This is a genomic window from Holdemania filiformis DSM 12042 (assembly GCF_000157995.1).
In the GTDB taxonomy this organism is placed as follows: Bacteria; Bacillota_I; Bacilli_A; order Erysipelotrichales; family Erysipelotrichaceae; genus Holdemania; species Holdemania filiformis.
Genome location: NZ_GG657561.1, coordinates 345,926 through 369,518 on the forward strand (window position 1 = coordinate 345,926; position 23,593 = coordinate 369,518).

Annotated in this window: 26 protein-coding genes, 1 riboswitch and 1 other annotated feature; of the genes, 22 read left to right on the forward strand and 4 right to left on the reverse strand. The window is 52.4% G+C overall.

All coding sequences use genetic code 11. The features are described 5' to 3' along the window. On the reverse strand, positions 1-1,706 hold a 1,706-nt coding region (locus tag HOLDEFILI_RS14310), incomplete at its 3' end, for an oxidoreductase (RefSeq protein WP_006060515.1). Positions 1,707-1,888: 182 nt separating this feature from the next. Between HOLDEFILI_RS14310 and HOLDEFILI_RS18545 the strand changes: the two genes are divergently transcribed. From HOLDEFILI_RS18545 to HOLDEFILI_RS14385, 15 genes are all read left to right on the forward strand, one after another. Next, a complete protein-coding gene (locus tag HOLDEFILI_RS18545; protein ID WP_006060516.1) occupies positions 1,889-2,509 on the forward strand; it encodes a TetR/AcrR family transcriptional regulator in 621 nt (206 codons plus the stop codon). A 106-nt stretch (positions 2,510-2,615) separates the two neighbouring features. Beyond that, positions 2,616-2,794, forward strand: a riboswitch (Lysine riboswitch). 81 nt (positions 2,795-2,875) lie between these two features. After that, positions 2,876-4,270, forward strand: coding sequence for a YfcC family protein (locus HOLDEFILI_RS14320; protein ID WP_006060517.1), 1,395 nt, complete (start codon positions 2,876-2,878; stop codon positions 4,268-4,270). A 16-nt stretch (positions 4,271-4,286) separates the two neighbouring features. Further along, positions 4,287-5,465 (forward strand): M20 family metallopeptidase, encoded by a 1,179-nt coding sequence (locus HOLDEFILI_RS14325; protein ID WP_006060518.1) that lies wholly within the window; start codon positions 4,287-4,289, stop codon positions 5,463-5,465. Positions 5,466-5,710: 245 nt separating this feature from the next. Further along, positions 5,711-6,547: a pyridoxamine kinase gene (locus HOLDEFILI_RS14330; protein WP_006060520.1), complete on the forward strand. Its 837-nt coding sequence runs from the start codon at positions 5,711-5,713 to the stop codon at positions 6,545-6,547. 253 nt (positions 6,548-6,800) lie between these two features. Further along, complete coding sequence (locus HOLDEFILI_RS14335) at positions 6,801-7,079, forward strand: CD3324 family protein (RefSeq protein ID WP_050766994.1); 279 nt, start codon at positions 6,801-6,803, stop codon at positions 7,077-7,079. A 343-nt stretch (positions 7,080-7,422) separates the two neighbouring features. Then, the gene (locus HOLDEFILI_RS14340) at positions 7,423-8,778 is read left to right on the forward strand and encodes a hypothetical protein (protein WP_006060524.1); all 1,356 of its coding nucleotides are present in this window, start codon (positions 7,423-7,425) and stop codon (positions 8,776-8,778) included. Between the two features lie 56 nt (positions 8,779-8,834). Beyond that, positions 8,835-8,909: a sequence feature (ribosomal protein L21 leader region), on the forward strand. Positions 8,910-8,939: 30 nt separating this feature from the next. Further along, positions 8,940-9,251, forward strand: coding sequence for a 50S ribosomal protein L21 (rplU, locus tag HOLDEFILI_RS14345; protein WP_006060525.1), 312 nt, complete (start codon positions 8,940-8,942; stop codon positions 9,249-9,251). 5 nt (positions 9,252-9,256) lie between these two features. After that, positions 9,257-9,574: a ribosomal-processing cysteine protease Prp gene (locus HOLDEFILI_RS14350; protein ID WP_006060526.1), complete on the forward strand. Its 318-nt coding sequence runs from the start codon at positions 9,257-9,259 to the stop codon at positions 9,572-9,574. A gap of 3 nt (positions 9,575-9,577) precedes the next feature. Beyond that, positions 9,578-9,862 (forward strand): 50S ribosomal protein L27, encoded by a 285-nt coding sequence (gene rpmA / locus HOLDEFILI_RS14355; RefSeq protein ID WP_006060527.1) that lies wholly within the window; start codon positions 9,578-9,580, stop codon positions 9,860-9,862. Between the two features lie 80 nt (positions 9,863-9,942). Beyond that, complete coding sequence (obgE, locus tag HOLDEFILI_RS14360) at positions 9,943-11,223, forward strand: GTPase ObgE (protein ID WP_006060528.1); 1,281 nt, start codon at positions 9,943-9,945, stop codon at positions 11,221-11,223. 123 nt (positions 11,224-11,346) lie between these two features. Beyond that, positions 11,347-11,790, forward strand: coding sequence for a GNAT family N-acetyltransferase (locus HOLDEFILI_RS14365; protein WP_039865084.1), 444 nt, complete (start codon positions 11,347-11,349; stop codon positions 11,788-11,790). Between the two features lie 211 nt (positions 11,791-12,001). Next, positions 12,002-12,583: a Holliday junction branch migration protein RuvA gene (gene ruvA, locus HOLDEFILI_RS14370; RefSeq protein WP_006060531.1), complete on the forward strand. Its 582-nt coding sequence runs from the start codon at positions 12,002-12,004 to the stop codon at positions 12,581-12,583. A 3-nt stretch (positions 12,584-12,586) separates the two neighbouring features. Beyond that, the gene (ruvB, locus tag HOLDEFILI_RS14375; RefSeq protein WP_006060532.1) at positions 12,587-13,597 is read left to right on the forward strand and encodes a Holliday junction branch migration DNA helicase RuvB; all 1,011 of its coding nucleotides are present in this window, start codon (positions 12,587-12,589) and stop codon (positions 13,595-13,597) included. Between the two features lie 247 nt (positions 13,598-13,844). Then, positions 13,845-14,069, forward strand: coding sequence for a TnpV protein (locus HOLDEFILI_RS20390; RefSeq protein WP_425268586.1), 225 nt, complete (start codon positions 13,845-13,847; stop codon positions 14,067-14,069). Between the two features lie 237 nt (positions 14,070-14,306). Further along, a complete protein-coding gene (locus HOLDEFILI_RS14385) occupies positions 14,307-15,614 on the forward strand; it encodes an ATP-binding protein (protein WP_006060535.1) in 1,308 nt (435 codons plus the stop codon). Between the two features lie 274 nt (positions 15,615-15,888). On the opposite strand, the gene HOLDEFILI_RS14390 is transcribed toward HOLDEFILI_RS14385, so the two are convergent. Together HOLDEFILI_RS14390 and HOLDEFILI_RS14395 are read right to left on the reverse strand one after the other, a co-directional pair. Then, a complete protein-coding gene (locus tag HOLDEFILI_RS14390) occupies positions 15,889-16,467 on the reverse strand; it encodes an SOS response-associated peptidase (RefSeq protein ID WP_006060536.1) in 579 nt (192 codons plus the stop codon). Positions 16,468-16,477: 10 nt separating this feature from the next. Continuing rightward, positions 16,478-16,711, reverse strand: a complete 234-nt coding sequence (locus HOLDEFILI_RS14395) for a hypothetical protein (protein ID WP_006060537.1) — start codon at positions 16,709-16,711, stop codon at positions 16,478-16,480. Positions 16,712-16,877: 166 nt separating this feature from the next. Here HOLDEFILI_RS14395 and HOLDEFILI_RS14400 point away from each other — a divergent pair, with 166 nt between their 5' ends. From HOLDEFILI_RS14400 to HOLDEFILI_RS14430, 7 genes are all read left to right on the forward strand, one after another. Next, a complete protein-coding gene (locus tag HOLDEFILI_RS14400) occupies positions 16,878-17,492 on the forward strand; it encodes a LexA family protein (RefSeq protein ID WP_006060538.1) in 615 nt (204 codons plus the stop codon). A gap of 141 nt (positions 17,493-17,633) precedes the next feature. Further along, entirely contained in the window at positions 17,634-19,133 is a 1,500-nt protein-coding gene (glpK, locus tag HOLDEFILI_RS14405; RefSeq protein ID WP_006060539.1) for a glycerol kinase GlpK, read from the forward strand. 45 nt (positions 19,134-19,178) lie between these two features. Beyond that, a complete protein-coding gene (locus tag HOLDEFILI_RS14410; RefSeq protein ID WP_006060540.1) occupies positions 19,179-19,805 on the forward strand; it encodes a class I SAM-dependent methyltransferase in 627 nt (208 codons plus the stop codon). 40 nt (positions 19,806-19,845) lie between these two features. Beyond that, positions 19,846-20,505, forward strand: a complete 660-nt coding sequence (locus HOLDEFILI_RS14415; protein WP_006060541.1) for an HAD family hydrolase — start codon at positions 19,846-19,848, stop codon at positions 20,503-20,505. Continuing rightward, a complete protein-coding gene (locus tag HOLDEFILI_RS14420) occupies positions 20,502-21,041 on the forward strand; it encodes a histidine phosphatase family protein (RefSeq protein ID WP_006060542.1) in 540 nt (179 codons plus the stop codon). The genes HOLDEFILI_RS14415 and HOLDEFILI_RS14420 overlap by 4 nt, the downstream gene beginning before the upstream one ends. 16 nt (positions 21,042-21,057) lie before the next feature. Next, positions 21,058-21,567 (forward strand): AAA family ATPase, encoded by a 510-nt coding sequence (locus HOLDEFILI_RS14425; RefSeq protein WP_006060543.1) that lies wholly within the window; start codon positions 21,058-21,060, stop codon positions 21,565-21,567. A 125-nt stretch (positions 21,568-21,692) separates the two neighbouring features. After that, the gene (locus HOLDEFILI_RS14430) at positions 21,693-22,211 is read left to right on the forward strand and encodes a GNAT family N-acetyltransferase (RefSeq protein WP_006060544.1); all 519 of its coding nucleotides are present in this window, start codon (positions 21,693-21,695) and stop codon (positions 22,209-22,211) included. Positions 22,212-22,392: 181 nt separating this feature from the next. Here the strand turns inward: HOLDEFILI_RS14430 and HOLDEFILI_RS18550 are convergent. Then, the coding region (locus HOLDEFILI_RS18550; protein ID WP_006060545.1) for a patatin-like phospholipase family protein at positions 22,393-23,593 on the reverse strand (1,201 nt) is incomplete at its 5' end.

The window sequence follows — 23,593 nt, forward strand, 5'->3', positions numbered from 1 at the left end:
CGGTCGCTCATTTCCACGATCGTGACGGATTTGCCCGCGTCCAGCATCCATTCCGCCGTTTCGCAGCCGACCGTGCCGCCGCCGATGATCACAATGTTTTTGCCTGTCGGCTTGCCCAGCAGCGCTTCTTTGGCGTTCATGACCAGCGGTTTGTCAAAGCCCGGAATCGGCAGGACTGCCGGCAGAACGCCAGTCGCGACGATGACGACGTCCGGTTTCAGACGCGCGACTTCCTCGCGGGTGATCGGATGATTGAGTTCGACCGTGAAGCCGCGGTATTCGGCCTGGCCTTCCATATAAGGAATATAATCAGCAAGATTCTGCTTATAAGGCGGAACGATGGCTGGGATCAGCTGACCGCCTAACCGGTCTGCCGCTTCGTAAACGGTGACATGATGTCCGCGGATCGCTGCCACTCGGGCGGCTTCGATGCCAGCCGGTCCACCGCCGACTACCATCACGTTTTTAATTGTTTCCGGTTCCGGCAGCGACGCGTCGTTATCATCATGGCCGAATACGGCATTGCCGCTGCAGATCAGTTCTCCGTCATGGTGCAGCTGGTTATCCATGCACTTCTGGCAGCCGATGCACGGCCGGGCATATTTCCATGTGCCGTTGAGGATCATGTTCGGTCGGTTCGGTTCTGTCAGCAAGCCGCGTCCCATGTGGATGAAATCGCAGACTCCCTGGGCCAGCGCGCCTTCCGCCAATTCCGGATCATAGGTTCGGCCGCCGGAAATCAGCGGAATCGTGATCGCCGGCCGGCCGCGGCCTTCCAGATTCGGCCGGTCTTCGTTTTCCGCGATCATCGCTTTGCGGATCATACCCGCTAACGGGAAGGTCATGCCTTTCGGCTGACCACCGGCTGGAATATCCTTCAACGTCGCCACATCGCTCCAGTTGCAGGCAATGACCTCGATCGCATCCGCGCCGGCCTGCTGCACAAGATAACAATTCAATAAGCCGTCCATGACGCTGACGCCGCCGTTGAGGCCGCCGTCGATGACGTTCATCTTGATCAGAACCGGGAAGTCAGCTCCGCAGCGAGCTTTGATCTTGCGGATGATGTTGCAGGCAAAACGCGCCCGGTTCTCCGCGCTGCCGCCATATTCGTCAGTCCGCAGATTCGCGGTGGCGGAGAAGAACTGAGCGACCAGATAATACCCGGCCCCATGCACCTCTACGGCGTCGTAGCCGGCCTGCTTGGCACGGTAGGCGGCGTCCGCAAATTTATCCTCCAGTGCAACGATTTCATCGTGCTCAAAAGCCCGCGGCGTTTCTCCGGTCAGCCCGGTCAGAAAACTATACGGCATCGCGACTGCGGAAGGGGCTACAGCCGGCTGGTTCAGCTTGTGCAGTACATCCAGATTGGCGCCGCGTCCGGCATGGCTGAGCTGGATCGCGCACTTGGAACCATACTGATGAATAACGTCGGTGATCCGGCGGAAGCCCGGAATGTACTTGTCGTCGCTCAGCGCGATGTATTGGGCGGTGTTGATGCCCAGCGGCGGATCGACGCAGGTGACCTCGGTGATGATCAGGCCGGTGCCGCCTTTGGCGTTTTCGGCGTAGCGGTTGACGATCGCATCCGTGACGAAGCCGTCCCGTCCGGCATCGGTCCCCATTGGCGGCAGCACGATGCGGTTTTTCAGTTCCAGTGTGCCGATTTTGCCCGGCGAGGTGAGGATTGGAAATAAATCAGACATAAAATTCTCCTTTCTTGTGAATGTGATTCACATTGCTGCCTTCATTATACGAGCATGTGCAAATATTATCAATGCGAAAGTGAATTAGATTCGCAAAGTCTTTAAACATGCGTTCCCTCCTGACGCAATCTTGACACCACCGGTGGGCTGGGCTATAGTTAAGCACAGAAAAGAGGGATAGTATGCCGCGATCCGCACGCTTTACGACAACGCATGACCTGCTTAAGAAACAGGCGCTGGCGTTGTTCCTTGAAAAAGGCTATGAACAGACGAGCATTCAGGAAATCACGGAACGCGCCGGGTTAGCGGTCGGTTCCTTTTACCGGCATTTTCCATGCAAGGAGGAGATTTTTGTCGAGATTTGGGACGAATATGCGGCAAAGAATATCCGTGAAACGTTGAAGAAGGCGGAAGCGGCCGGGGACCTGAAATCGTTTCTGGATATTCTGATGCAGGAAAACGAACTGTTCGCGGATGATCCGGTCACGGCGGCACTCTATTCGACGCAGGCTTCCTTGATCAGCTCCCACCGGGTCGATAATTTTCCGGCGATCGCGGAGTGGTCGATGCGTTACCGGCGTCAGCTTCAGGAATACATCCAGCGCCATGATCCCGACTTAAGTGAAAGCGAAGCCCGGACCCGGGCGAACGTCGTTCATTGTCTGCTCAACAGCTATGCGATGCGTTATGCCGATCGGCTGCAGCGCTTCACCTATGATGCCAAACCGTTCCGTGCCATACTTTATTCCTTATTAAAATTGGAGGATTACGATACCAAAGATCCGCTGTCGTCCGCCGTTTGATCTGTTTTTCAATTCCTTGGGAAATTCTGTCAGAATTTCCTTTTTTCTTGTGTTTTCCGGTTGAAATGTAAAATTGAATATGGTAATCTAAACATGCTTGTGTGAAAGCACAGCTAGAGGCGCGGAGATTAAGAGTACGCTGATGGAGGCCGAAAGCCTGAGAAGTCAGCCGGAAAGGATGATCCGCCGAAGTCGCTTTGTCATAAAAGCGGCTGGGGACCTATCGAACAGGTAGGTCACTGTCTTTGTAAAGATGCCATTTTACAAAGGAGCACTATCTTAAGGCATATAGGGATGAATGATGATTTCCATTGATCTTTACATGTTTTAGGATGTAAAGATTTTTTTTGTTGAGGAGGAAATTGTATGCGCAAGAAAACTGCCACATCATTCAAAATGCCCCATACCTATGTCATTATCTTCGGCATGGTTCTGCTGACCGCGCTGTTGGCGAACATTGTGCCGGCCGGGGAATTCACCCGTGTCCTGGACGAAGCCAGCGGCAAGATGGTCGTCGTCGCCGATTCGTTCCATTACCTGCCGAAAACCGGCTGCAGTCTGTTTGAAATTTTCACTTCGATTCAGTTAGGCTTCATTGACGCTGCTCAGATTATTTTCTTCATCGTCTTTGCTTACGCCTTTGTTTATATGTTATTGAAAAACGGAACGTTCGACGCGGTCGTCGGCGCCGTTTTGCGAAAGATCGGCAACCGCGTACACCTGTTGATTCCGATCTGCATGATCGCCTTCGGAATTCTCGGCTCAACCATCGGTCTGTTTGAGGAAACCTACGGCCTGCTTCCGATCTTCATTTCAATTGCGATCGCACTAGGCTTTGATGCCATCGTCGGCGGTTCGATCGTCTATATCGCAGTCGCAGTCGGCTTTGCGGCGGCGACGATCAATCCGTTTACGATCGGCATCGCTCAGGAAGTGTCTCAGGTTCCGCTGTTTTCCGGCCTGGGTTACCGGGTCTTCTGCTTTGTCGTTTTTATGGGCATCTCAATCATTTATGTCTGGCGTTATGCGGAGAAGGTCAGAAAGCATCCGGAAAAATCAATTCTGGCCGGCGAAAGCCTGAATTTCCGTGAAGTCGGTACTAAGGAAGAACTGATGAAGCGTGATTTTACGCTGACGCAGAAAATTTCCGGGTTGTGCTTCATTTTCACCGTCGTCATGCTTTTGGTTGGCACAATCAAGCTGGGCTGGTATATCAATGAAATCGCGGCGCTGTTCATCATCATGATGCTTGTGATCGGTCTGGTGTCCCGGTTTACGCCGAGTCAGATCGCGCAGTATTTCATCGAAGCGGCGAAGGATATGATGTTCGGTGCATTGATTGTCGGACTGAGCCGGGCGATACCGGTCATCATGGACAACGCACACATCATCGATACGATCGTTTACTGGCTGTCGACCGGCTTGGCGCAGTTTCAGGGCATTGCGAGCGCAATGGGCATGTTGTTTGTGCAGAACATCATTAACTTCTTCATTCCGTCCGGCGGCGGACAGGCGGTCGTTACGATGCCGATTTTAGCGCCGGTTTCTGAGATGGTCGGCTTGAGCCGGCAGATCGCGGTTCTGGCTTTCCAGTTCGGCGACGGGTTCTCCAATATTTTCTGGCCGACCTCCGTCTTTATGATGTGTGGAATTATGGGTCTGCCGGTCAACAAGTGGTATAAGTTTGTGACGCCGTTGTTCGGTTTGTTGTTCATCGCGGAAATTGTGCTCTTAACGATTGCCGTGCTGATCGGATACTAGACGGGAGGAAATCACGATGGAAAAGAACTTGGCGACGCTGCGCGAGGCGCTGTTTGCGCGGGAAGCGGAAATGGCTGAACAGTTTGAACGAGTCCGCGATGAAATCTACGCCCATCCGGAACTGGGATGCGATGAGGTCTGGTCGTCGCAGTATTTGTGTGAAAAAATGCGCGGCTATGGCTTTGCGGTTACGCAGTCTTACGGCGGTCTGGCAACGGCGTTTCGCGCTGAGCTGAACTGCGGTGATGGTCCGAAAATTGCTTTCCTGGCGGAATATGACGCGCTGCCGGGTTATGGCCCGGAGCATAACCAGAACGCGCATGCCTGCGGTCATAACTGGATCGCAGCTTCAACGCTGGGCGCAGCCGCCTTGCTGGCGCAGTTCAGCGAGGAATTCAGCGGTACAATCGTTTTGATCGGCACACCGGCGGAAGAAACGCTGGGCGGCAAATGCGACCTGGTTGACGCGGGCTGCTTTGACGATATTGACGCGGCGTTTCAGATGCATCTAGGCGCGGAAAACAACATACATGTCGTGTCGCTGGCGATGGATTCCCTGCAGTTCGACTTCACCGGGAAAGCGGCGCACGCCGCGGCGTATCCGCATTTAGGCATCAATGCTCTGGATGCTGTCCAGCTCACGTTTGCCGGGATCAACGCTCTGCGCCAGCACATGCAGAGCGACGCAAGGGTGCATGGAATCGTAACCAACGGCGGAGCGGCGGCCAACATTGTGCCGGAAAGCGCGTCCTGTCAGTTCTATATCCGGGCGAAATCCCGCGCTTATCTGGAAGAATTGACGCAGCGGATCATCAACTGTGCCAAGGGTGCGGCGCTGATGACGGGCGCGTCGTTAGCTTATCATAACTTTGAGAATTCGTATGACGATCTGGTTTACAGCGAGCCGTTACGGAAGCTGTTGAAGGAAAATCTGGAAGCGCTGGGCGTGACCCATTTTGTGCCGCAGTCCAATGAAGCCTCCGGCTCGACCGATATCGGCAATGTCTCGCATGTTTGTCCGACGGTGTATTGCGAAATTGAAACTGACGCTTGTCCGCCGGTGTATGCGCACAACGAAGATTTTCTGGACTATGTTCATGGTCAGGCCGCCGATCATTCGCTGCACACAGCGATTAAAGCGATGGCCTTCAGCGCGCTGCAGGTCTTTCTGAACCCGGAACTTTTAAAAGGCTGACTGTAAAGCGTTCCCAATGCTCAGCAATCAGCGGGATTCAGAAGTTTTCAAAACAATTGGCAAAATAAAGCCAAGAGCCGCGGTAAGCGGCTTTTTTAACACACATGATGAAACGGCTGAAAACTTTGGCATTCTGTCTGAAAAACCAAGCGAAGCCTTACCCGAGTGCAGGCGGGACTTGTGTTTGTCGTGAGAGATGTTTATAATCGGATTGAAGTCATCGGACTTGAAGGAGGAATTGAACAATGCAGAGAATCGTAACCATTCAGGATATTTCCTGCGTCGGCAAATGTTCGCTGACCGTGGCGCTGCCGATCATTTCGGCGATGGGCGTGGAAACGGCGATCATCCCGACGGCGGTGTTGTCGACCCATACGATGTTTCAGAACTATACATTTCATGACCTGACCGACGAAATCGCGCCGATCGCGCGGCATTGGCAGCAGGAACAGATTGATTTTGCGGCGATCTATACAGGGTATTTAGGACCAAAACGGCAAGTTCAGCTGATTTCCGATTTCTTTGATCAATTCAAATCTGAGGATAATTTTATCTTTGTGGATCCGGTCATGGCGGATAACGGCAAGCTTTATCCACTGTTTGACCTGGACTTTGCCGCCCAGATGGCCAAGCTGTGCGCCAAGGCGGATATCATCGTGCCGAATCTGACGGAAGCATGCTTTCTGACGGGGACGGAATATCGTGAGCACTATGACGAGCAGTACATCGAAACGCTGCTGGATAAGCTGGCCGCTTTGGGGACAAAACGCGCGGTCGTTCTGACTGGCGTAGCTTTGGAACCCGGCAAGACCGGCGTCGCCGGCCGGGATCTTGTAAGCGGGGAGAAAATCCGGTATGTGCACGACCGGATTCCTGTCAGTTACCATGGAACCGGGGATATTTTCTCAAGCACGACCGTCGGCGCTCTGGCGCTGGGAAAAAGCTTGCAGGAAGCGCTGGAGATTGCGGCCGACTATACTGTCGCCTGTATCCGCGAAACGATGGAACACGATGCTGAAAAGAAATACGGCGTGAATTTTGAACGGGTGCTGCCGCAGCTGATCCGCCGTCTCGGTTTATAAAAACGTCAGAACCGCAGAAGATCGAACAGACTCTGTCTTGCTTGTTCGTTCAGATGATAACGCAAAATTAGCCTGCGAAGAATCGGGAAAGGTGAGGAAACATGAAACGGAATAAAAAGAAGCGCAATCAAACGTTGCTCCACGCGAAGCTGAAAAGTGCCGCGACCCCCGTGTGGAGCAGAGTGTAAAACGAGTCGCTGGCGAACTTTCTGCTTCGCTGCTTGAAATCAAAAAATCAAGGAGTGAGCTGAAAATGAAGAAAACCAATGCCGCAAAAGTGCTGCCTGTTTCTCTGCTGCGCCAGGTGCAGTGTTATGTTCAAGGAGAAACCTTATATATTCCAGCATTAAAGGAACAACGGAAAGCCTGGGGTGAACGCAGCGGTATCCGCCGTCAATTGCAGAAGCGGAATCAACAAATTATCGCTGATCATCGCCAGGGAGCGACGGCTGAGCAGCTGTCCCAAACCTATTTCTTATCTGTGACGACAATCCGGAACATTCTTTATCGGAAAGACTGCTTAGAGAAATAGGGATCTGCACTCTGGTGCTCAACGAAAAACGTTAAATTTTGAAATGAAAACAGGTAAACAAAATTCGGTCTGATCTGAAGAATTCAAATCCGGAGGTTTGCCTGCTTTTTTATTTGAAAATTGGGAAGGAGTTACGAATGCCAAGCTGTTTCTAGATAAAAAAGTCGAAAAAGAATTTTGTTCAAGTTTTGCCATACGACGTTCGGCAGCTTTCAGTTTCCTCTCTCGATTTTACTGGGGACTTATTTTCGGTACTTGCCGCTCAAACAGTCCTGCGATAAACTCAAGCCGACAGGCCGGTGATCAACGTAAAGAGAGAGCGTTGAGGCCAGGAGGTTAAAAAATGAATGAAATTACAATGGGGTTTGCTCAGGTCGATATTACACCCACGGCTTCCGTAGAACTGGCTGGTTTTTACCGGCCGGACGATCATTCCCGCGGCATCCTGGATCCGCTGGCTTTGCAAGTGCTGCTCTGGCGGCAGGGGGAGGAGGCGGGCTGTTTGATCGCCATCGACAGTCTGGGATGGACTGTGAAGCTGGCAGAGTATTTGCGCGAGGCAATCGCAGTTCTTTTGAAGACACAGCGGGATCATATTATGCTTTGTTTCTCCCATACTCATTCCGCACCGAATGCGGCAAAGGAGCCAGCTTATTTCAAGCAGGTTTGTGCTCAGGCTGAAGCGGCGGTAAGACAAGCGTCGATGTGTCTGCGCCCGGTTAAAGCGGTGTGGGGAAGCGCCGAGAATCCGATCGGTGAAAATCGATGTTCTGATCCGGATGCGATGGATCGCCGCCTGGGTTTGCTGAAGCTGACAGATCTTGAGGACCATCCGGTTTTAATTCTGCTGCGCGTCAGCACGCATGCCAATATTTTATTCAGCGATAATTATTTGATTTCCGCAGATTATTTCGGACGAACCCGGCAGCGATTAAGCCGGCAGGCGGGATGTCCGGTCATGATGATTCAAGGCGCCAGCGGCGATATCCGTCCGCGGTACTGCCAACAAAATACACGTTGGCTGGAAGTTCACAGCTACGAGGCGGCGCTGCATCCCCTGCCGTCCAGCGAACAGGAAGGCTATCGAGTGGAAAGTCTGCAGGCCTTAGAGAAAACCGCGGAGCTGTTAACTGAAGCGGCCTGGGCGGGTTTAAAAGATTTGAAACCTCGATCGCTTACCTCGGTGCAGATGACGTCGGTTTTCTGCAGCGTACAAGCGAGCGTCCCTGACTGGAATCAGGCGGAAACGATTGTGAAAGAGGCTTGGGCGGAAGCGGGGATTGATGGACGTGCGTGGCTGGAGGAGGTTCGCCGGTTGCACCAGGAAGGCGTTCAGGCTCAGCAAGCGGTCATTGAGCTGCAGCTGCTGAAGATCAACGACGGAGGCCTTTGCGGTGTTGCGAATGAAATCATGTCCAATATCGCTTTGCAGGTACAGGCACGCACCACACCGCTTTTGTTTTTCAATGGCTATACCAATGGCTGCAGCAGTTATCTGCCCGACGCGAAGGAATATGATGCAGGCGGTTACGAAGTGCTGTGGTCCAATCTTATCTATTTTCAGTATCATGGGCGAGTAATGCCGCTGGACCGTGATACGGCGGTTAAACTTGCGGATGCTGCCGCCGCGCTCTGGTGCACAAGGGATGAGGAAGAAAAAAACGCCAAAAAGCTTGAAAACAAGCGGACAGATTGGTAAAATTACATTGACTGGAAATAGCTGTTGTGCTATTATTATCACGTTGTATGCCCCTCTGATGGCTGCAACCGCTCATAACAGGGTTTTAAGACGGGAAATCGTCCCCTGCGCTGGCGAGTCTCTTTCAGAAATACATGAGAATATGAACGGAGGTGCAAGTCATGTACGCAGTAATTGAAACAGGCGGAAAGCAGCTGCGCGTTGAAGTCGGCCAGTCGATCTATGTAGAAAAGCTGGACGTTCAGCCGGGTGAAGAAGTAGTCTTCAACACCGTTGTGCTCTATGCTAACAGAACAACAAAAATCGGTACGCCGTATGTCAAGGGTGCTAAGGTCACCTGCAAAGTTGAGAAGCAGGGCAAGGAAAAGAAGGTCACGATCTTCAAGTACAAAGCCAAGGACGGTTCTTCTCACCGCAAACAGGGCCACAGACAGCCGTATACAAAGCTGACCGTTGAAGCCATCGAAGCTTAAGTCCCATGATTCGGATCAAGCTGACTGAACGTCAGGGAAAGGCGGAAACCTTACTGGCGGAGGGTCATGCGGGCTACGCTGAAATGGGACAAGATCTTGTCTGTGCCGGCGTCAGCTGCATTACGATCGGAACCAATAATGCTTTGGACGAATTAGCGCCCGGAACGTTTCAATCTGAAACCCGGGAGGGATATCTGAAAATCCGGATTCTGAATCTGGACGATCCGACAGCCCAGCTGGTTCTCCGAACAGCCTGGATACAGCTGCAAACCATTGCAGAGAGTTATCCAGAATTTATAAAACTCAAAAAACAGGAGGTGTAAGCCATGAAGTTAGTATTGAACATTCAGTTGTTCGCTTCCAAAAAGGGTGTCGGTTCTACAAAGAACGGCCGTGATTCTCATTCCAAAAGACTGGGAGCCAAGAAGGCGGACGGACAGTTTGCGACAGCCGGTTCAATCTTATACCGTCAGCGCGGCACAAAGATTCATCCGGGTGTGAATGTCGGACGCGGCGGCGATGATACCTTATTCGCAAAAGTCGACGGAACTGTAAAATTCGAGCGCGTAGGCAAGGACAAGAAGAGAGTTTCTGTCTATCCAGCAGCGTAAGTTAACAAAATCCCCGGTTGGGGATTTTTGTTTGAAGAAGTACGATCGAGGTTATTCTAAGAGGAAAGGAGGCGTTTTCCATGTTTATTGATCGTGTTAAAATGAAACTCAAGGCCGGCAACGGCGGCAACGGATTGGTTGCGTTCCGGCGTGAAAAATATGTACCCCTGGGAGGACCGGCAGGAGGGGATGGCGGCGACGGCGGCGATATTATTTTTGAAGCTGACAGCAACAAGTCAACCCTACTGGATCTGCGCTATTCCAAGCAGCTGACTGCGGGCAACGGCGGTGTCGGCAAGCCGAAGAAAATGCACGGCGCGGATGGCGACGACGTCTTGGTCAAGGTCCCGCTGGGTACGCTGGTGAAGGATCTGGCGACCGGCGGACTGATCGCCGATTTAACGAAACCCGGCCAACGCGCAGTCATTGCCAAAGGCGGCAAGGGCGGCCGCGGCAACTGGCATTTTGCTTCCGCCCGCAACTCTGCGCCGGAATATTGCGAGCAGGGCGAAGACGGCGAAGCCAAGGAAATTCAGGTTGAGCTGAAACTGTTGGCGGACGTCGGGCTGGTCGGCTTTCCCTCCGTCGGCAAGTCAACGTTATTATCCGTTGTCTCCAAGGCTCGTCCGGAAATCGCGGATTACCCGTTCACGACGATCACGCCGAATCTGGGTATGGTTCAGGTCCCGGACGGCCGTTCGTTTGTCATGGCGGATTTACCGGGTCTGATCGAAGGCGCCAGCGAAGGCAAGGGGCTGGGACATCAGTTTCTGCGTCACATCGAGCGCTGCCGGGTTATCGTGCACGTCGTGGACATGGGCGCCAACGACGGCCGCGATCCGATTGAGGATTACAGAATTATCAACAAGGAGCTGGAACAATACGAACTGCGCTTAATGGAACGGCCGCAGGTCGTGCTGGCGAACAAGATGGATCTGGAGGGCGCGGAAGAGAATCTGAAGCGTTTTAAGGAAACCTATCCGGACATTCCGGTATATCCGGTGATCACGTTGATCGCGGAAGGGCTGGACGAGGTTCTTTACAAAGTCGCGGATCTGTTGGAAACGACGCCGGAATTCCCGATGACAGGTGAAACTGAAGTTGAGGAAGGCGTACTGTATAAGTTTGTACCGAAGGCGCCGGATTTCACCGTTACCAATCTGGGCAACCACCAGTGGCGGCTGGAAGGCCCGAAGGTCGAGAAACTGTTCAAGATGACTGATTTTGAGGTTGAGTCGCAGGTGTATCGGTTCGGCCAGTCGCTGCGCAAGCTGGGCGTCGATGAGGCGCTGCGGCAGAAGGGCGCGGAGGACGGCGATCTCGTCTTCATCAACGATTTCCAATTTGAATTTGTCGAATAAACAATCAGAGGCCGTTTGCGCCTCTTTTTCGTTGGAGAGGAAGCGGGACAGAGGGGAATGGGTTTTCTGGCTTGAAAAAAGACTTAAACAAACGATCGGATTTTGAGTGTGAAGGAGAATGAAATGATGACGACTATGCGGTTAACTCAGCGGCAGGATTTACCGGATTTACTTCAGCTTTATACGTATTTAGGCGATAACCCCATCGCGGCGTTGGATGATAAACTCATGCGGCTGTGGCAAACGCTGCTGAACGATCCGCAGACGGCGATAATCGTGGCTGAGAGTCAAGGACATATAGTCTCAACCTGCACATTGACGATCATCCGCAATCTGACGCATGATCAGCGGCCCTACGGGATCATCGAAAATGTGGTGACGGATCCGCGGTATCGGCGTCAGGGCTTAGGCCGGAGGGTCTTGGAGGAAGCGGTGCGGATCGCCTGCGAGAATCATTGTTACAAAGTGCTGCTGACAACAGGCTCCAAACGAGAAAGTACGCTGCGTTTTTATCGTGAGGCGGGATTTAATGATCAGGATAAAACTGCCTTTGTGCGCTGGCTGTAAACGGATCCTGCCTCTAAGCTGGACGCGAAGTTTTTTATTTCCTCGTTTTTTACTTCTTCATTGGTATTTTCTTTCAAGGTGTCAAACGGAGGAGCGGAAACGCCGGGAAACAGACAAGTGTTGGTTAAGCCTGAGGCAAGCCTTCGTCAGTTTCCTGATTGGCTGTTTCGTTTGCGCTTGTTTTATGGTAAAATAAACGGCAGGTGATAACATGATAGCAATGATTAAAGGAACGGTTTTTGCCGTGGGTTTGGATTGGATCATAATCGAAAACCAGGGTATCGGATATAAAGTGTTCTTTTCCCGTCCGGAAGCGGTCCGGCTGAATCAGGAAGTGCGGGTCTTTACCTACCAGCACGTGCGCGAAGATGAGTTCAGTCTGTTCGGCTTTTTGTCGATGGAGGAACAGGATCTGTTCGTCAAGCTGATTTCCGTCAAGGGTCTGGGGCCGAAGACGGCGATGAATATGCTGGCGGCGGCAACGTATCAGCAGATGGTGCAGATGATTGAGCAGGGCGATGTCGCGGCGTTAAAAAAGATGCCGGGTATTGGTGCGAAAACCGCATCGCAGATCATTTTGGATCTGAAGGGCAAGCTGGTTCGCGAAGAAACCGCTGAAGGTAAGTCCAGTCAGGCGATCGAAGACGCGTTGGAAGCGCTCAAAGCATTGGGCTACAAGCAAAGCGAATTGAGCGGGTTATCGAAAGTAATGCGCGAGCATCCGGATAAGACGACGGACGAATATGTGAAATTAGGTCTGCAGCATCTGCTGCAGCGGAAAAGAGGGGGATAAGGGATGGACGAGGAACGGCTGCTTTCCGCGCTGCCGGAAGCGGGGGATGACGAATCATCGCTGCGGCCGCAGCGGCTGACGGATTATATCGGTCAGACCCAGCTGAAAGAAAACTTGAAGGTTTTTATCCAGGCGGCGCTGCAGCGCAATGAAACGCTCGATCACGTCCTGTTGTACGGGCCTCCAGGATTGGGCAAAACGACGCTGGCCTACATTCTGGCCAATGAAATGGGCGGCAAGGTGCGCACAGCCAGCGGCCCGAGCATTGAACGCAGCGGCGATCTGGCGGCGATTTTGTCGACGCTGGAGCCGGGCGACGTGTTGTTTATCGACGAAATCCACCGGCTGCCGAAGATGGTCGAGGAAGTGCTGTATCCGGCGATGGAGGATTTCTGCATTGATATCGTTGTCGGCAAGGATTCCGGCGTGCGCTCGATCCGCCTGGATCTGCCGCCGTTTACGCTGGTCGGCGCAACGACGCGGGCGGGCGATCTGACAGCGCCGCTGCGCGATCGCTTCGGCATCGTCAATAAGCTGGAATATTATGACGAGGATCAGCTTTCGCAAATCGTTTCGCGGACGTCGCGGGTGCTCAATGTGGCCGCGGCCCCGGAAGCGGTCAGGGAAATCGCCAAGCGCTCCCGCGGTACGCCGCGAATTGCGAATCGTCTGCTGCGCCGCGTGCGGGATTTTGCGCAGGTGCTCAACGGCGGCGTGATCAGCCTGGACGTCGCGCAGACAGCGCTGGATCGGCTGCGGGTCGATTCGCTCGGCCTGGACGACGTCGATATCCGCTATCTGCGGGGCATTATCGAACGTTTCCGCGGCGGTCCGGTCGGCTTGGAAGCGCTGGCTTCCAGTATCTCTGAGGAACCGATGACGCTGGAAGACGTGTATGAGCCGTATCTGATTCAAATCGGCTTTATCAACCGGACGCCGCGCGGCCGGGTCGCAACACCGAAGGCTTATGAGCATCTGAAGATTGCTTATCACGATCAGCTGTTCGATCTGTAAGCAGAAAATCGAACAGGAAAAAGATGAACAAGAGAGCACGGTGCTCCAAGAAAACAGGATGAGAACATCACTGATATAGGGCGCTGACGTACAGGGTGTGACAAGAAAAATTGGCGATACTTGATTTTAATAACCAGGTATCGCTTTTTTCATAATTTACAAATTTTTTCAACTTTAATTGGAGCCGCATAGAATGCAAGTATGTAAACTATATTCATTGTGGAGATTACTACATTCCTGATATCAAATTGCCAGAGGAAACAAGACCTATTCGCCGATGGGAGAGATGCATGAGAAGTATTTGAGGGAGAATAATTCAATTTGCTTTGAAGACCTTTGCTTGACCGGAGGGTTAGGGATATATCTGGCTAAATTGAATGCGCAGGCACAGAACTGTCTTGAGTCTGAAAGCGTGACAGAGGAGTTAAAAGCAACGAACCGGATGGCATGGATCGGAGTCATGAATAATTAACAATCATGCAGAAGAAATCATCAAAAGTGAATTGATTTGTTGCTTATTAAATAAAACTGCACACAAGCAGTGCTCGGCAAACCTGCCAAACATTGCTTGTATTTTAATATTTGTCAGAATTTGTGAAGTAAATCCGCTTTATTCACTGTAATAAATGTGATTCGACCCTATAATTCGTCGTAATTTTTGTTTATTCATGATATACTATACTTACATTAGGATGACGGAGGTGCATGTATGTATCGGATTGCGATTGAAAAGCTATTAAAATGGAAACAAAGCAAACGCCGCAAACCCTTAATTATTGAAGGGGCACGTCAGGTGGGCAAGACCTGGCTTATGAAAGAATTCGGCAAGCAGGCGTATACAGAAACCATCTATATCAATTTTGACTCTAATTCCAGAATGGCAGAGTTATTTGCTTCTGACTTGGACACTGACCGCTTAATTATGGGATTAGAGTTGTATGCTGGTCACAAAATTGACCCGGATAATTCTTTATTGATTTTTGATGAAGTACAGGAAGTTCCGAGAGCCTTGGCATCACTTAAATATTTTTACGAAAACACCCCGCAGTACCACATTGTGTGTGCCGGCTCTTTGCTGGGTATTGCTTTGCATCAAGGCACATCTTTTCCTGTTGGCAAGGTTGATTTCTTAAAGCTTTATCCTCTTTCATTTAAAGAATTTTTGATAGCAACCGATAAGGAACGTTTTGCCGAACTTCTTGATAAGCAAGATTTTGGGATGATTACCTGCTTCAAGCAAACCTATATCGATTCTTTAAAGCAATACTACTTTATCGGTGGTATGCCTGAAGCTGTGCAAAGCTTTGCAGAGAACAAAGACTTTAACGAAGTTCGGGAAATACAAAAGCGAATCCTTGCAGCCTACGAACAAGACTTCTCTAAACACGCTCCCAATGAGATCGTTCCAAGACTTCGTATGGTGTGGAACAGTATTCCTTCTCAGTTGGCTAAAGAAAACAAAAAATTCATTTACGGGCTCGTCCGTGACGGTGCTCGTGCAAAGGACTATGAAACCGCAATTATGTGGCTCAGTGATTGCGGTCTTGTTCATAAGGTCAGCCGAGTTAATGCAGCGGGGATCCCGCTGCGGGCGAATGAGGACTTAAAAGCATTTAAGTTATTTGTTGTCGATGTTGGACTCTTGGGGTGTATGGCTGGACTACGTCAGCGCACTTTGCTTGATGGAAATGCCCTTTTTGTTGAGTTCAAAGGTGCTCTTACAGAACAGTATGTTTGTCAGCAGCTGAAAACCATCGAAGACTTAGAGGTTTACTACTATACCAATGACAGAGGCTCCTGCGAGGTTGACTTTGTCGTTGACACCGGCGAACAGATTGTTCCCGTAGAAGTAAAGGCAGAGGTGAACCTTAGAGCTAAGAGTCTGAAAACCTATCAGGAAAAATTCTCACCTGAAGTTTCTATCCGAACGTCCATGTCGGATTACAAAAAAGAAGAATGGCTTGTTAATCTGCCGCTGTATGCGATAGATCAGCTTAAGGTTGTAACCGACGCCTAATAAAAGGTGATTACACAAGGGGTGATATTAGAAAAACCAAGAAAGAAACGAACTTCATCGTGCAATGTGTACAATTGCGGAGGGTCTTTGCAAAAAGTGCCGGCGGATGGGATTTTAAACCGTATGTATTAAGTATGATGTTCTATCGTTCTATCTTCAAAAATCTAACCAATTACAGGAATGAGGACGAAATCGAAAGGATCCCCGCTTCCGGCGTTTGCCGTCTGCAAAGATCCAGATGAATTTCAATGATTTTACAGTGCGCTGCACCCCGTTAAATCCGGTCCGCCGGTCTGACCTGCAGACGGGAAGCACAGTGCAGCCGATCTTCGCCCTGACAATAACGCAGCGCGCCTTCCTCGTTCAACACCACCGGCATCCGGTCGTGGATGGCGGAGAGTTCCGGCAGCGCGGGGCGGGTCATAATGACGAAGTGCGGACCATCCGCTTCCAGACGGTAGAAACCGGCCATGCACAACATCGCCTGATCCGGAAGGGTGAACAACATCTTTTTCCGGCTGGGCTTCTCCCATTCATAATAACCGCTGGCGCAGATGACGCAGCGGCGCTGACGCAGGCTTTCGCCGAACATCCGCGAGCGCGGTGCGGTTTCCGAGCGGGCGTTGATCACCAGCCGTTTCTGCGTCGGATGGGTAAATCCCCAGCGCATGGCGGCCGGAACCAGTTCTTCCCCCTGCTCAGACAACAAGCAGACCGGTGTCCGCTGCGATGGAAAAACCTCACCCAGACTCAATTCCGATAGCGGCTCGTCGCCCAGCTGCCGCTCAAGCAAAGCCAGCAGCGAGCGGATCCGCGCGTTGTTCTGATCAAAGAATAAATAACGTCCGCACATCGTTTCACCCTCATTTCTCGATAAACCAGCGGTTTTCGCAAAAGTACAGATACCGCCGCTGCCCGTGGGAAAACAGGCAGGTATAGCGCAGCCCCGCGCCGCCGCTTTTTAAGGAAGCCGCAGGACAACGCTGAACAATTTTCTCTATCTTATATTTTAACCCGTTTTCCCAAAGAATAAACAAGGGAATGAAACTGCCGTCATCTTCCCAGTTGCCATTCACCCGAACATACTGCTTTTCCATGAAATCCTCGCTCCTCTCTGTCTTTTATTTTACTTGATTATTATTCAATTTCAAGCGGTACATGAACAAATTTAAAGGATAAACCTGGAATACTTGAAAAAAGTTCCGATTAGTCGTTGAAAAAACGGAAAGATTCCGTTACAATGAAGCCAGGGTGGTGATTCCGATGTATTTTAAGGAAAACCTGAGATATCTCAGAAAGAAGTATCATATTACACAGAATGACCTGGCGGAGAAATTCGGCTATAAATCATTTACGACGATTCAGAAATGGGAAGACGGCACCTCAATGCCGAAAATGAGCATCCTGCAGCAGCTGGCGGACTTTTTTAACCTGACGATTGAACGGCTGATCAACCAGGATCTGACACGCGATGAAATGTCGGGCGTGCGGGTGCCAGTGCTGGGCAGCGTCAAGGCGGGCTATGATCATCTGGCAGAACAGATCGTGGAAGATTATGAATGGGTCAGCCCGGATGAAGCCCGGGGCGGCGAATATTTTTATCTCGATGTCGTCGGGGATTCGATGAAAAACGCCCGGATTGAGGAAGGCGACCGCGTGTATATCCATCGTCAGAATTCCGTGGATAACGGGCAGATCGCCGTCGTCCTGCTGGAAAACGACGAAGTAACGCTTAAACGTGTGTTCTATAAAGACGGCGATATGATCCTGCAGCCGGAGAACGACGCTTACGAACCGATCGTCGTACCGTTAAAAGACGTCATGGACCGCCGCGTGCAGATATTGGGCCGACTGGTTCACAACAAGATCCGCTATTAACATCAAAAATGAGTAAAATCTGAAAGAAAAAGGAAAGACCGTGAACGGGTTGAATTGAAAACTGAACGGTCTTTTCGTTTGGGTTTTGTTGTAATGACAGCGGTTTCAAGGTAAACTTATACAAGAAATGAAGGTGGAATCATGGAAAAATATATTATGGCGATCGACCAGGGAACGACCAGCACCCGGGCGATTTTATTTGATCAGCAATGTCAGATCCGCGCGCAGGCGCAGAAGGAATTTACACAGTATTTCCCCAAGCCCGGCTGGGTTGAGCACGACGCGACGGAGATCTGGCTGAGCGTGCTGGCCGTGATGGCGGAAGTTGTGATGGCCAGCGGCATCGACCCCGTGCAGGTAACGGGGATCGGGATTACCAACCAGCGCGAAACGACAGTCGTCTGGGATAAAACGACCGGTCTGCCGATCTATCATGCGATCGTTTGGCAGTCGCGGCAGACGGACAAGATCTGCGACCAGCTGAAGAAAGAAGGGCTGGAAGACTGGATTCGCGGGAAGACCGGACTGGTCATCGATCCGTATTTCTCAGCGACGAAAGTGAAATGGATTCTTGATCATGTCCCGGGCGCGCGGAAGCGGGCGGAAAACGGCGAGCTGTTGATGGGGACGATCGATACGTGGCTGGTGTGGAAGCTCAGCGAAGGACGCTGTCACAGCACGGATTACTCCAACGCTTCGCGGACGATGATGTATAATATCTTCGATTTGAAATGGGATGCGGAGATCCTGGCAAAGCTGGATATCCCCGCAAGCATGCTTCCGCAGGTTCAGCCGTCCAGTCAGATTGTCGCGACAACGGCGCCGGTGCATTTTTTCAACCGGGAAGTTCCGATTGCCGGGGTCGCAGGCGATCAGCAGGCGGCCTTGTTCGGCCAGGGCTGCTTTGAGGAAGGTATGGCAAAAAACACCTACGGCACCGGATGCTTCCTGTTGATGAACACCGGTGAGAAGCCGGTCGTTTCCCGTCATGGCTTGGTGACGACGTTGGCCTGGGGGGTGGACGGCAAGGTGAATTATGCGCTGGAAGGCAGTATTTTCGTCGCCGGCAGCGCAATCCAATGGCTGCGGGACGGCTTGAAAATGATCCGCACCGCACCGGAGAGCGAAGCGCTGGCGACCTCGGTATCCAGCAGTGAAGGCGTGATCGTCGTTCCGGCATTTGTCGGATTGGGCGCGCCGTATTGGGATGATAAAGCCCGCGGGGCGATCTTTGGCCTGACCCGCGGCACAACGCAGGCTCATTTAGCGCGGGCAACGCTGGAATCGCTGGCATTCCAGACCCGCGACGTATTAGAAGCGATGCAGAAGGATTCCGGCATCCGCTTAAAAACACTGAAGGTTGACGGCGGCGCCGTGCGCAATAATTATCTGATGCAGTTTCAGAGCGATCTGCTTCAGACGCCGGTGGAACGGGGAAAAATCAATGAAACGACAGCGCTGGGCGCGGCTCTGTTAGCCGGTCTGGCCGTCGGTTTCTGGAAAGACCGGCAGGAGGCGCTGGCCGGACTGCAGCTCGACCGCCGGTTTGAGCCGCAGATAGAACAGGACCAGGCGGACGAAGATTACCGCCGCTGGCAGCAGGCCGTGGCATGCTGCTGCCAATATCATCCTGAGGCTTAAAGGGAATCCGGAAATAAACAAAGAACAGGAGAATTGGACTCATTCATGGTATTAGATAAAGAAGGCTTTAATCGATGGGCGGCGCAGTATGATCAAACCGTCGCTCAAACTCAGGCTGACAGCCAGTATCCGTTTGCCGGCTACGACGCCGTGCTGCAGGCGATTGAAACGATCGTTGCCGCAAAGCCGCAGCCGGAGGTGCTGGACGCGGGCTTTGGCACCGGCGTTTTGACCCGACGGCTGGCCGGGCGGGGCGCCCGGATCACCGGTTTTGATTTTGCTTTGGCAATGGTTGAAACTGTCCGGTGCCAACTGCCGCAGGCAGAATTGTTCGTGCATGATTTTAATGACGGCTGGCCGGCGGTGCTGGCGGAAAAACAGTTTGATTTTATCGTGTCCACGTATGCGCTGCATCATCTCAGCGTGGCCGGACAAATCGCCTGGATTCAGAAAATGCTCAGCCATCTTAAGCCCGGCGGCCGGGTGCTGATCGGCGACGTCGCGTTTGACAACGCCGCGGCGCTGCACGCATGCCGCGATCAGGCAGGAGAGCGATGGGACACGGAAGAAATCTATCTGACCCGGGAACAGCTGGAACCCGTCTTCGCACAACAGCTGCAGTGGCAGCGCTGTTCGTTCTGTGCGGCGCTGATGAGCTTTGGCGCTGACTGAAGCGGACGGGTAAAATAAAAGAAAACAGGGGGGATAAGCAATGAAAGCATTAATCTTTGATATGGACGGCGTCATTATCGACAGTGAAAAAGTGTATGAGCAGGTGGATCAGCAATGGTTCGCAGAGAATGGTATCAAGACGGACCGGATCGCGCTGCGCCAGTGCCTGGGCTGCACGGATGATGTGAACTGGGGCATGATCGCCCGCTGGAATCCGGAGTTGGATATCGCCGCGGCATTTCAAAAATACTGCGCATTCTGCAAGGACGTGCGCGTCAATTATGAAAAAATTTACCGTCCCTATGTTCAGGCGCTGATCGATCAATGCCGCCGCTGCGGGATTTTGACAGCGCTGGCTTCAAGTTCGCCGATGGACAATATCCAGACGGTTTTATGCGATTGTCAACTGGAGGGACAGTTTGATTTAGTCGTCAGCGGCTGCGATCTGCCCGTCAGCAAGCCGGATCCGGCGATCTTTCTGCAATGTGCAAAGCAGCTGGGCTGCATGCCAGCGGAATGTGTCGTGATCGAGGATTCATTGAACGGCGTGACGGCGGGGAAACGGGCTGGCATGATGGTGATTGGACTGGACGATCCGTACTTTGGTCAGGATTTGTCGAAGGCGGACGTGCGGGTCGATCAGCTGGAACAGATTGTCATCACGGATAAAGGATTTTTGATCGGCGGGCAAGCCTTATGAAAATCTTTTTTGTCAGGCATGGTCATCCGGATTATACCGAACCGAAAGCGCTGGGTTATCCGGGCTTTGGCAACGACCTGGCGCCGCTGGACGCGCTGGGACGCTCGCAGGCGGAACAGACGGCGCGGGATCCGCGGCTGAAGCAAGGCCAGCTGATCGTCGCTTCGCCGTTTACGCGGGCGCTGCAGACGGCGGCGGTCCTCTCGCGCCGGCTGGATCTGGAACTGCGTGTAGAGGTGGGGCTGCACGAGTGGCTGCCGGATCTCACGTATTTGTATACCGACGTAGAAACGGTCGAGCGGGCCCGGGCGGAATTTGACGCGATGAACGGCGTCGCCGGTCCGGAAAGAAAACAGCGCTGGGAGACGTGGGAACAGATGCGCACGCGCGCGGAACGGGCGTTAGCGCGGTATGCCGGCTATGACTGCCTGATCGTCGTCTGTCATGGATTGTTGATGCAAGCCTTCGGCGCGGAAAAAACAATCTCCAACGGCGGGATCTTTGAGGCGGAGTGGTCGCCGGCATGCCGGGATTAGGACAGGGGGGAAACGAATGGAACGAATTTGTATTATCGGCTGTCCCGGCAGCGGCAAGAGTACGCTGGCCGCGCGTCTGGCGGCGCAAACAGGCATTCCGGCAGTGCATCTGGATCAGCTGTTCTGGAAGGAAAACTGGGTTCAGCGCACAGCTGCGGAATTTGACGAGCTGTTGGCGGAAGCACTCAAGCAAAGCCGCTGGATCATGGACGGGAACTTTGCCCGCACCCTGCCGTTAAGGTTAGGCTTCGCGGATACCCTGGTTGTCTACGATCTGCCCAAATGGCGCAGTTTGCTGGGCTATTTTAAACGGCTGCGGCGCTACCGCGGTCAATCCCGGCCCGATATGACGCCAGGCTGCGCGGAGAAGCTGGATTGGGAGTTTGTGGGGTACATCTTAAAATTCAAGCGCGAAGATCTGAGCGCGCTGCAGCGTGAATTTCCCGATCTGACCATCATCCGATTGCGCTCGCACCGTCAGGCAGAGGACTGGCTGGGACAGGTTGAACGCGTTTCCAAATTGTGAAAAGGGAGAGCGAAGCGCGTTTAGAATATCCGGATAACAATTACAAAAGAAAAGAATAAAGATGAAAAAGAAAGTGAAAATGCGGACCGTCAAAAACGGCGGCACGCTTTGACGAGGTGATCAAAATGCTTCAATTAAAACGTTTCACGGCGGCGGATGGTGAACAAGCGTACACCTTTCTGCAAGCCTTCGCTCCGGACGAAAACGGCTTTATGAATCCTTACCGCGGCTGTCCGAAAGATCAGTTTTTAACGCAGGAGCTGCCGCGGATTCTGGCGCACGCCGAAGGAAAAATGCTGAAGGAAAATTACGTGCCGGAAACCTGGTTCTTTCTGTGGGATGACGATCAGATGGTCGGTTTGTTCCGGATCCGGCATTACCTCACCGAGGCCTTGGCGCAGGGTGCGGGCCATGTCGGCTATGGCATCCATCCTGCTTATCGGGGAAAAGGCTATGCGACGCGCGGCTTAGCGCTGGCGGTCAAGGAAGCCGCGAAGTTGATCCGGGAGGAAGAGGTCTATCTGTCCTGTCATAAAGACAATCCGGCTTCACTGCGGGTTCAGCTTAAAAATCAGGCGCGGATCGATCATGAGGACGAGGTGGAATTTTATACCCGGATCCCGCTGCCGGAGCGCAACGGCTGACGAAAAAACAAGCTTGGCAAGATAAAAAAGAAGTCTGGCAGAATCCGGAATCATTCCGGCGGTCAGACTTTTTCAATAGATTGTGATATCGCGATGAAACGGAAAGTTTCCGTTCTGTAAGAATAAGCAATTCGCTTTCCGAACGGTTAAAAGTTAACGCCAACCAGAGCTATGTTGGATGTCAGGCCTCTTGGCAGATAGGATCGAGTCTGAATTCCCGCACGAGAAACGCCGCGAACCAGCTGACGAGCACTTCCTGCGGCATCATCGGGGCAAGCCAGTGCAGCTGCTGAAGCAGCGCGGTCTGTTGATGAAGCATCTGATCGCACAAACTGCGGCACAGCGTAATCCGGTCCGCTTTGCCGATCAGCGTTAATAACGATTGTTTCGTGGTCTGCTGCAGCAGGCTCTGATACAGCGAGCGTTCGGTTTCCAAGGCTGGCGATCCAGCGTTGAAATAGCCGGCCAGCTCGATCAGGAAAGCTTGCGGATCAAGGAGCATCTGGGGGTCTTTTTTCATGAATTCCGCGCCGTTTTCCATCATCCGCACCAAGACCGTTTCTGCGGTATCGCCCTTGATTTTCAGCACTCTGTCCAGCAGCACGTTCTGCGGCCACAGCGTGTCGATGAACGGATGATCGGAATCGTCCAGCTGACATTGGAATAAGGTCAGCTCGCGCAGCATCCGCTCTGCCAGAGCACGCAGCGAAGCGTTCAGCGGAGAAAAGACGAAACGCTCTCCGATCAGCTGACCGAGAAATTTCCGCGCGTCCAGCAGCCCCAGCTCGCGGTTGCGCTTTAAAAGCTCCGGATCAAACGAAAGGAACGAGCCCAGCTCGCGGGAAGGGGAAATCACGGCGACCTGCGGCAGCTTTTCCAGCGTCGGATGGATCGGACTTTGATAATGCAGATTCACGGCGATCACCCGGTCTGCGCCCATCCTCAGCGCCAGCGCGATCGGCAGGTTGTCCTGATATCCGCCGTCGATATACTGCTGCCCGTCGAACTCATAAACCGGAAAAGCCGGAAAACACGAAGCAGTCGCGATCAGATAATCCTTGATCCGGCCTTCGGGAATCTGCGCTTTCGTCAGCTCCACCGCCTGAAGCGAAGGATAACGCACGGTGACCAGTCCGAAATCAATCGGCGAGCGGCGCAGCTTCTCTTCGTCGACCAGCCGGGCGATCATTTCTTTTAACGGTGTGTTGTCCGCCCCTTTGGCGTTGATGTATTTTTTTAGGAAGGGGGCGATTTTCTGTTTGTTTTCCATGATCGCGCTGAGCTCTAAATCAAAACCATCCTGCATCACGTCTTCAATCCTGAGATTCGCCCACAGATCCAGCGCCGCCGCATAATCCTGCTGGACGATTAACGCGCCGTTT

Coding starts and splice junctions, on each gene's coding strand:
- HOLDEFILI_RS18545 (WP_006060516.1), top strand. CDS start 1,889: ATGCCGCGATCCGCACGCTTTACGACAACGCATGACCTGCTTAAGAAA.
- HOLDEFILI_RS14320 (WP_006060517.1), top strand. CDS start 2,876: ATGCGCAAGAAAACTGCCACATCATTCAAAATGCCCCATACCTATGTC.
- HOLDEFILI_RS14325 (WP_006060518.1), top strand. CDS start 4,287: ATGGAAAAGAACTTGGCGACGCTGCGCGAGGCGCTGTTTGCGCGGGAA.
- HOLDEFILI_RS14330 (WP_006060520.1), top strand. CDS start 5,711: ATGCAGAGAATCGTAACCATTCAGGATATTTCCTGCGTCGGCAAATGT.
- HOLDEFILI_RS14335 (WP_050766994.1), top strand. CDS start 6,801: ATGAAGAAAACCAATGCCGCAAAAGTGCTGCCTGTTTCTCTGCTGCGC.
- HOLDEFILI_RS14340 (WP_006060524.1), top strand. CDS start 7,423: ATGAATGAAATTACAATGGGGTTTGCTCAGGTCGATATTACACCCACG.
- rplU (WP_006060525.1), top strand. CDS start 8,940: ATGTACGCAGTAATTGAAACAGGCGGAAAGCAGCTGCGCGTTGAAGTC.
- HOLDEFILI_RS14350 (WP_006060526.1), top strand. CDS start 9,257: ATGATTCGGATCAAGCTGACTGAACGTCAGGGAAAGGCGGAAACCTTA.
- rpmA (WP_006060527.1), top strand. CDS start 9,578: ATGAAGTTAGTATTGAACATTCAGTTGTTCGCTTCCAAAAAGGGTGTC.
- obgE (WP_006060528.1), top strand. CDS start 9,943: ATGTTTATTGATCGTGTTAAAATGAAACTCAAGGCCGGCAACGGCGGC.
- HOLDEFILI_RS14365 (WP_039865084.1), top strand. CDS start 11,347: ATGATGACGACTATGCGGTTAACTCAGCGGCAGGATTTACCGGATTTA.
- ruvA (WP_006060531.1), top strand. CDS start 12,002: ATGATAGCAATGATTAAAGGAACGGTTTTTGCCGTGGGTTTGGATTGG.
- ruvB (WP_006060532.1), top strand. CDS start 12,587: ATGGACGAGGAACGGCTGCTTTCCGCGCTGCCGGAAGCGGGGGATGAC.
- HOLDEFILI_RS14385 (WP_006060535.1), top strand. CDS start 14,307: ATGTATCGGATTGCGATTGAAAAGCTATTAAAATGGAAACAAAGCAAA.
- HOLDEFILI_RS14390 (WP_006060536.1), bottom strand. CDS start 16,467: ATGTGCGGACGTTATTTATTCTTTGATCAGAACAACGCGCGGATCCGC.
- HOLDEFILI_RS14395 (WP_006060537.1), bottom strand. CDS start 16,711: ATGGAAAAGCAGTATGTTCGGGTGAATGGCAACTGGGAAGATGACGGC.
- HOLDEFILI_RS14400 (WP_006060538.1), top strand. CDS start 16,878: ATGTATTTTAAGGAAAACCTGAGATATCTCAGAAAGAAGTATCATATT.
- glpK (WP_006060539.1), top strand. CDS start 17,634: ATGGAAAAATATATTATGGCGATCGACCAGGGAACGACCAGCACCCGG.
- HOLDEFILI_RS14410 (WP_006060540.1), top strand. CDS start 19,179: ATGGTATTAGATAAAGAAGGCTTTAATCGATGGGCGGCGCAGTATGAT.
- HOLDEFILI_RS14415 (WP_006060541.1), top strand. CDS start 19,846: ATGAAAGCATTAATCTTTGATATGGACGGCGTCATTATCGACAGTGAA.
- HOLDEFILI_RS14420 (WP_006060542.1), top strand. CDS start 20,502: ATGAAAATCTTTTTTGTCAGGCATGGTCATCCGGATTATACCGAACCG.
- HOLDEFILI_RS14425 (WP_006060543.1), top strand. CDS start 21,058: ATGGAACGAATTTGTATTATCGGCTGTCCCGGCAGCGGCAAGAGTACG.
- HOLDEFILI_RS14430 (WP_006060544.1), top strand. CDS start 21,693: ATGCTTCAATTAAAACGTTTCACGGCGGCGGATGGTGAACAAGCGTAC.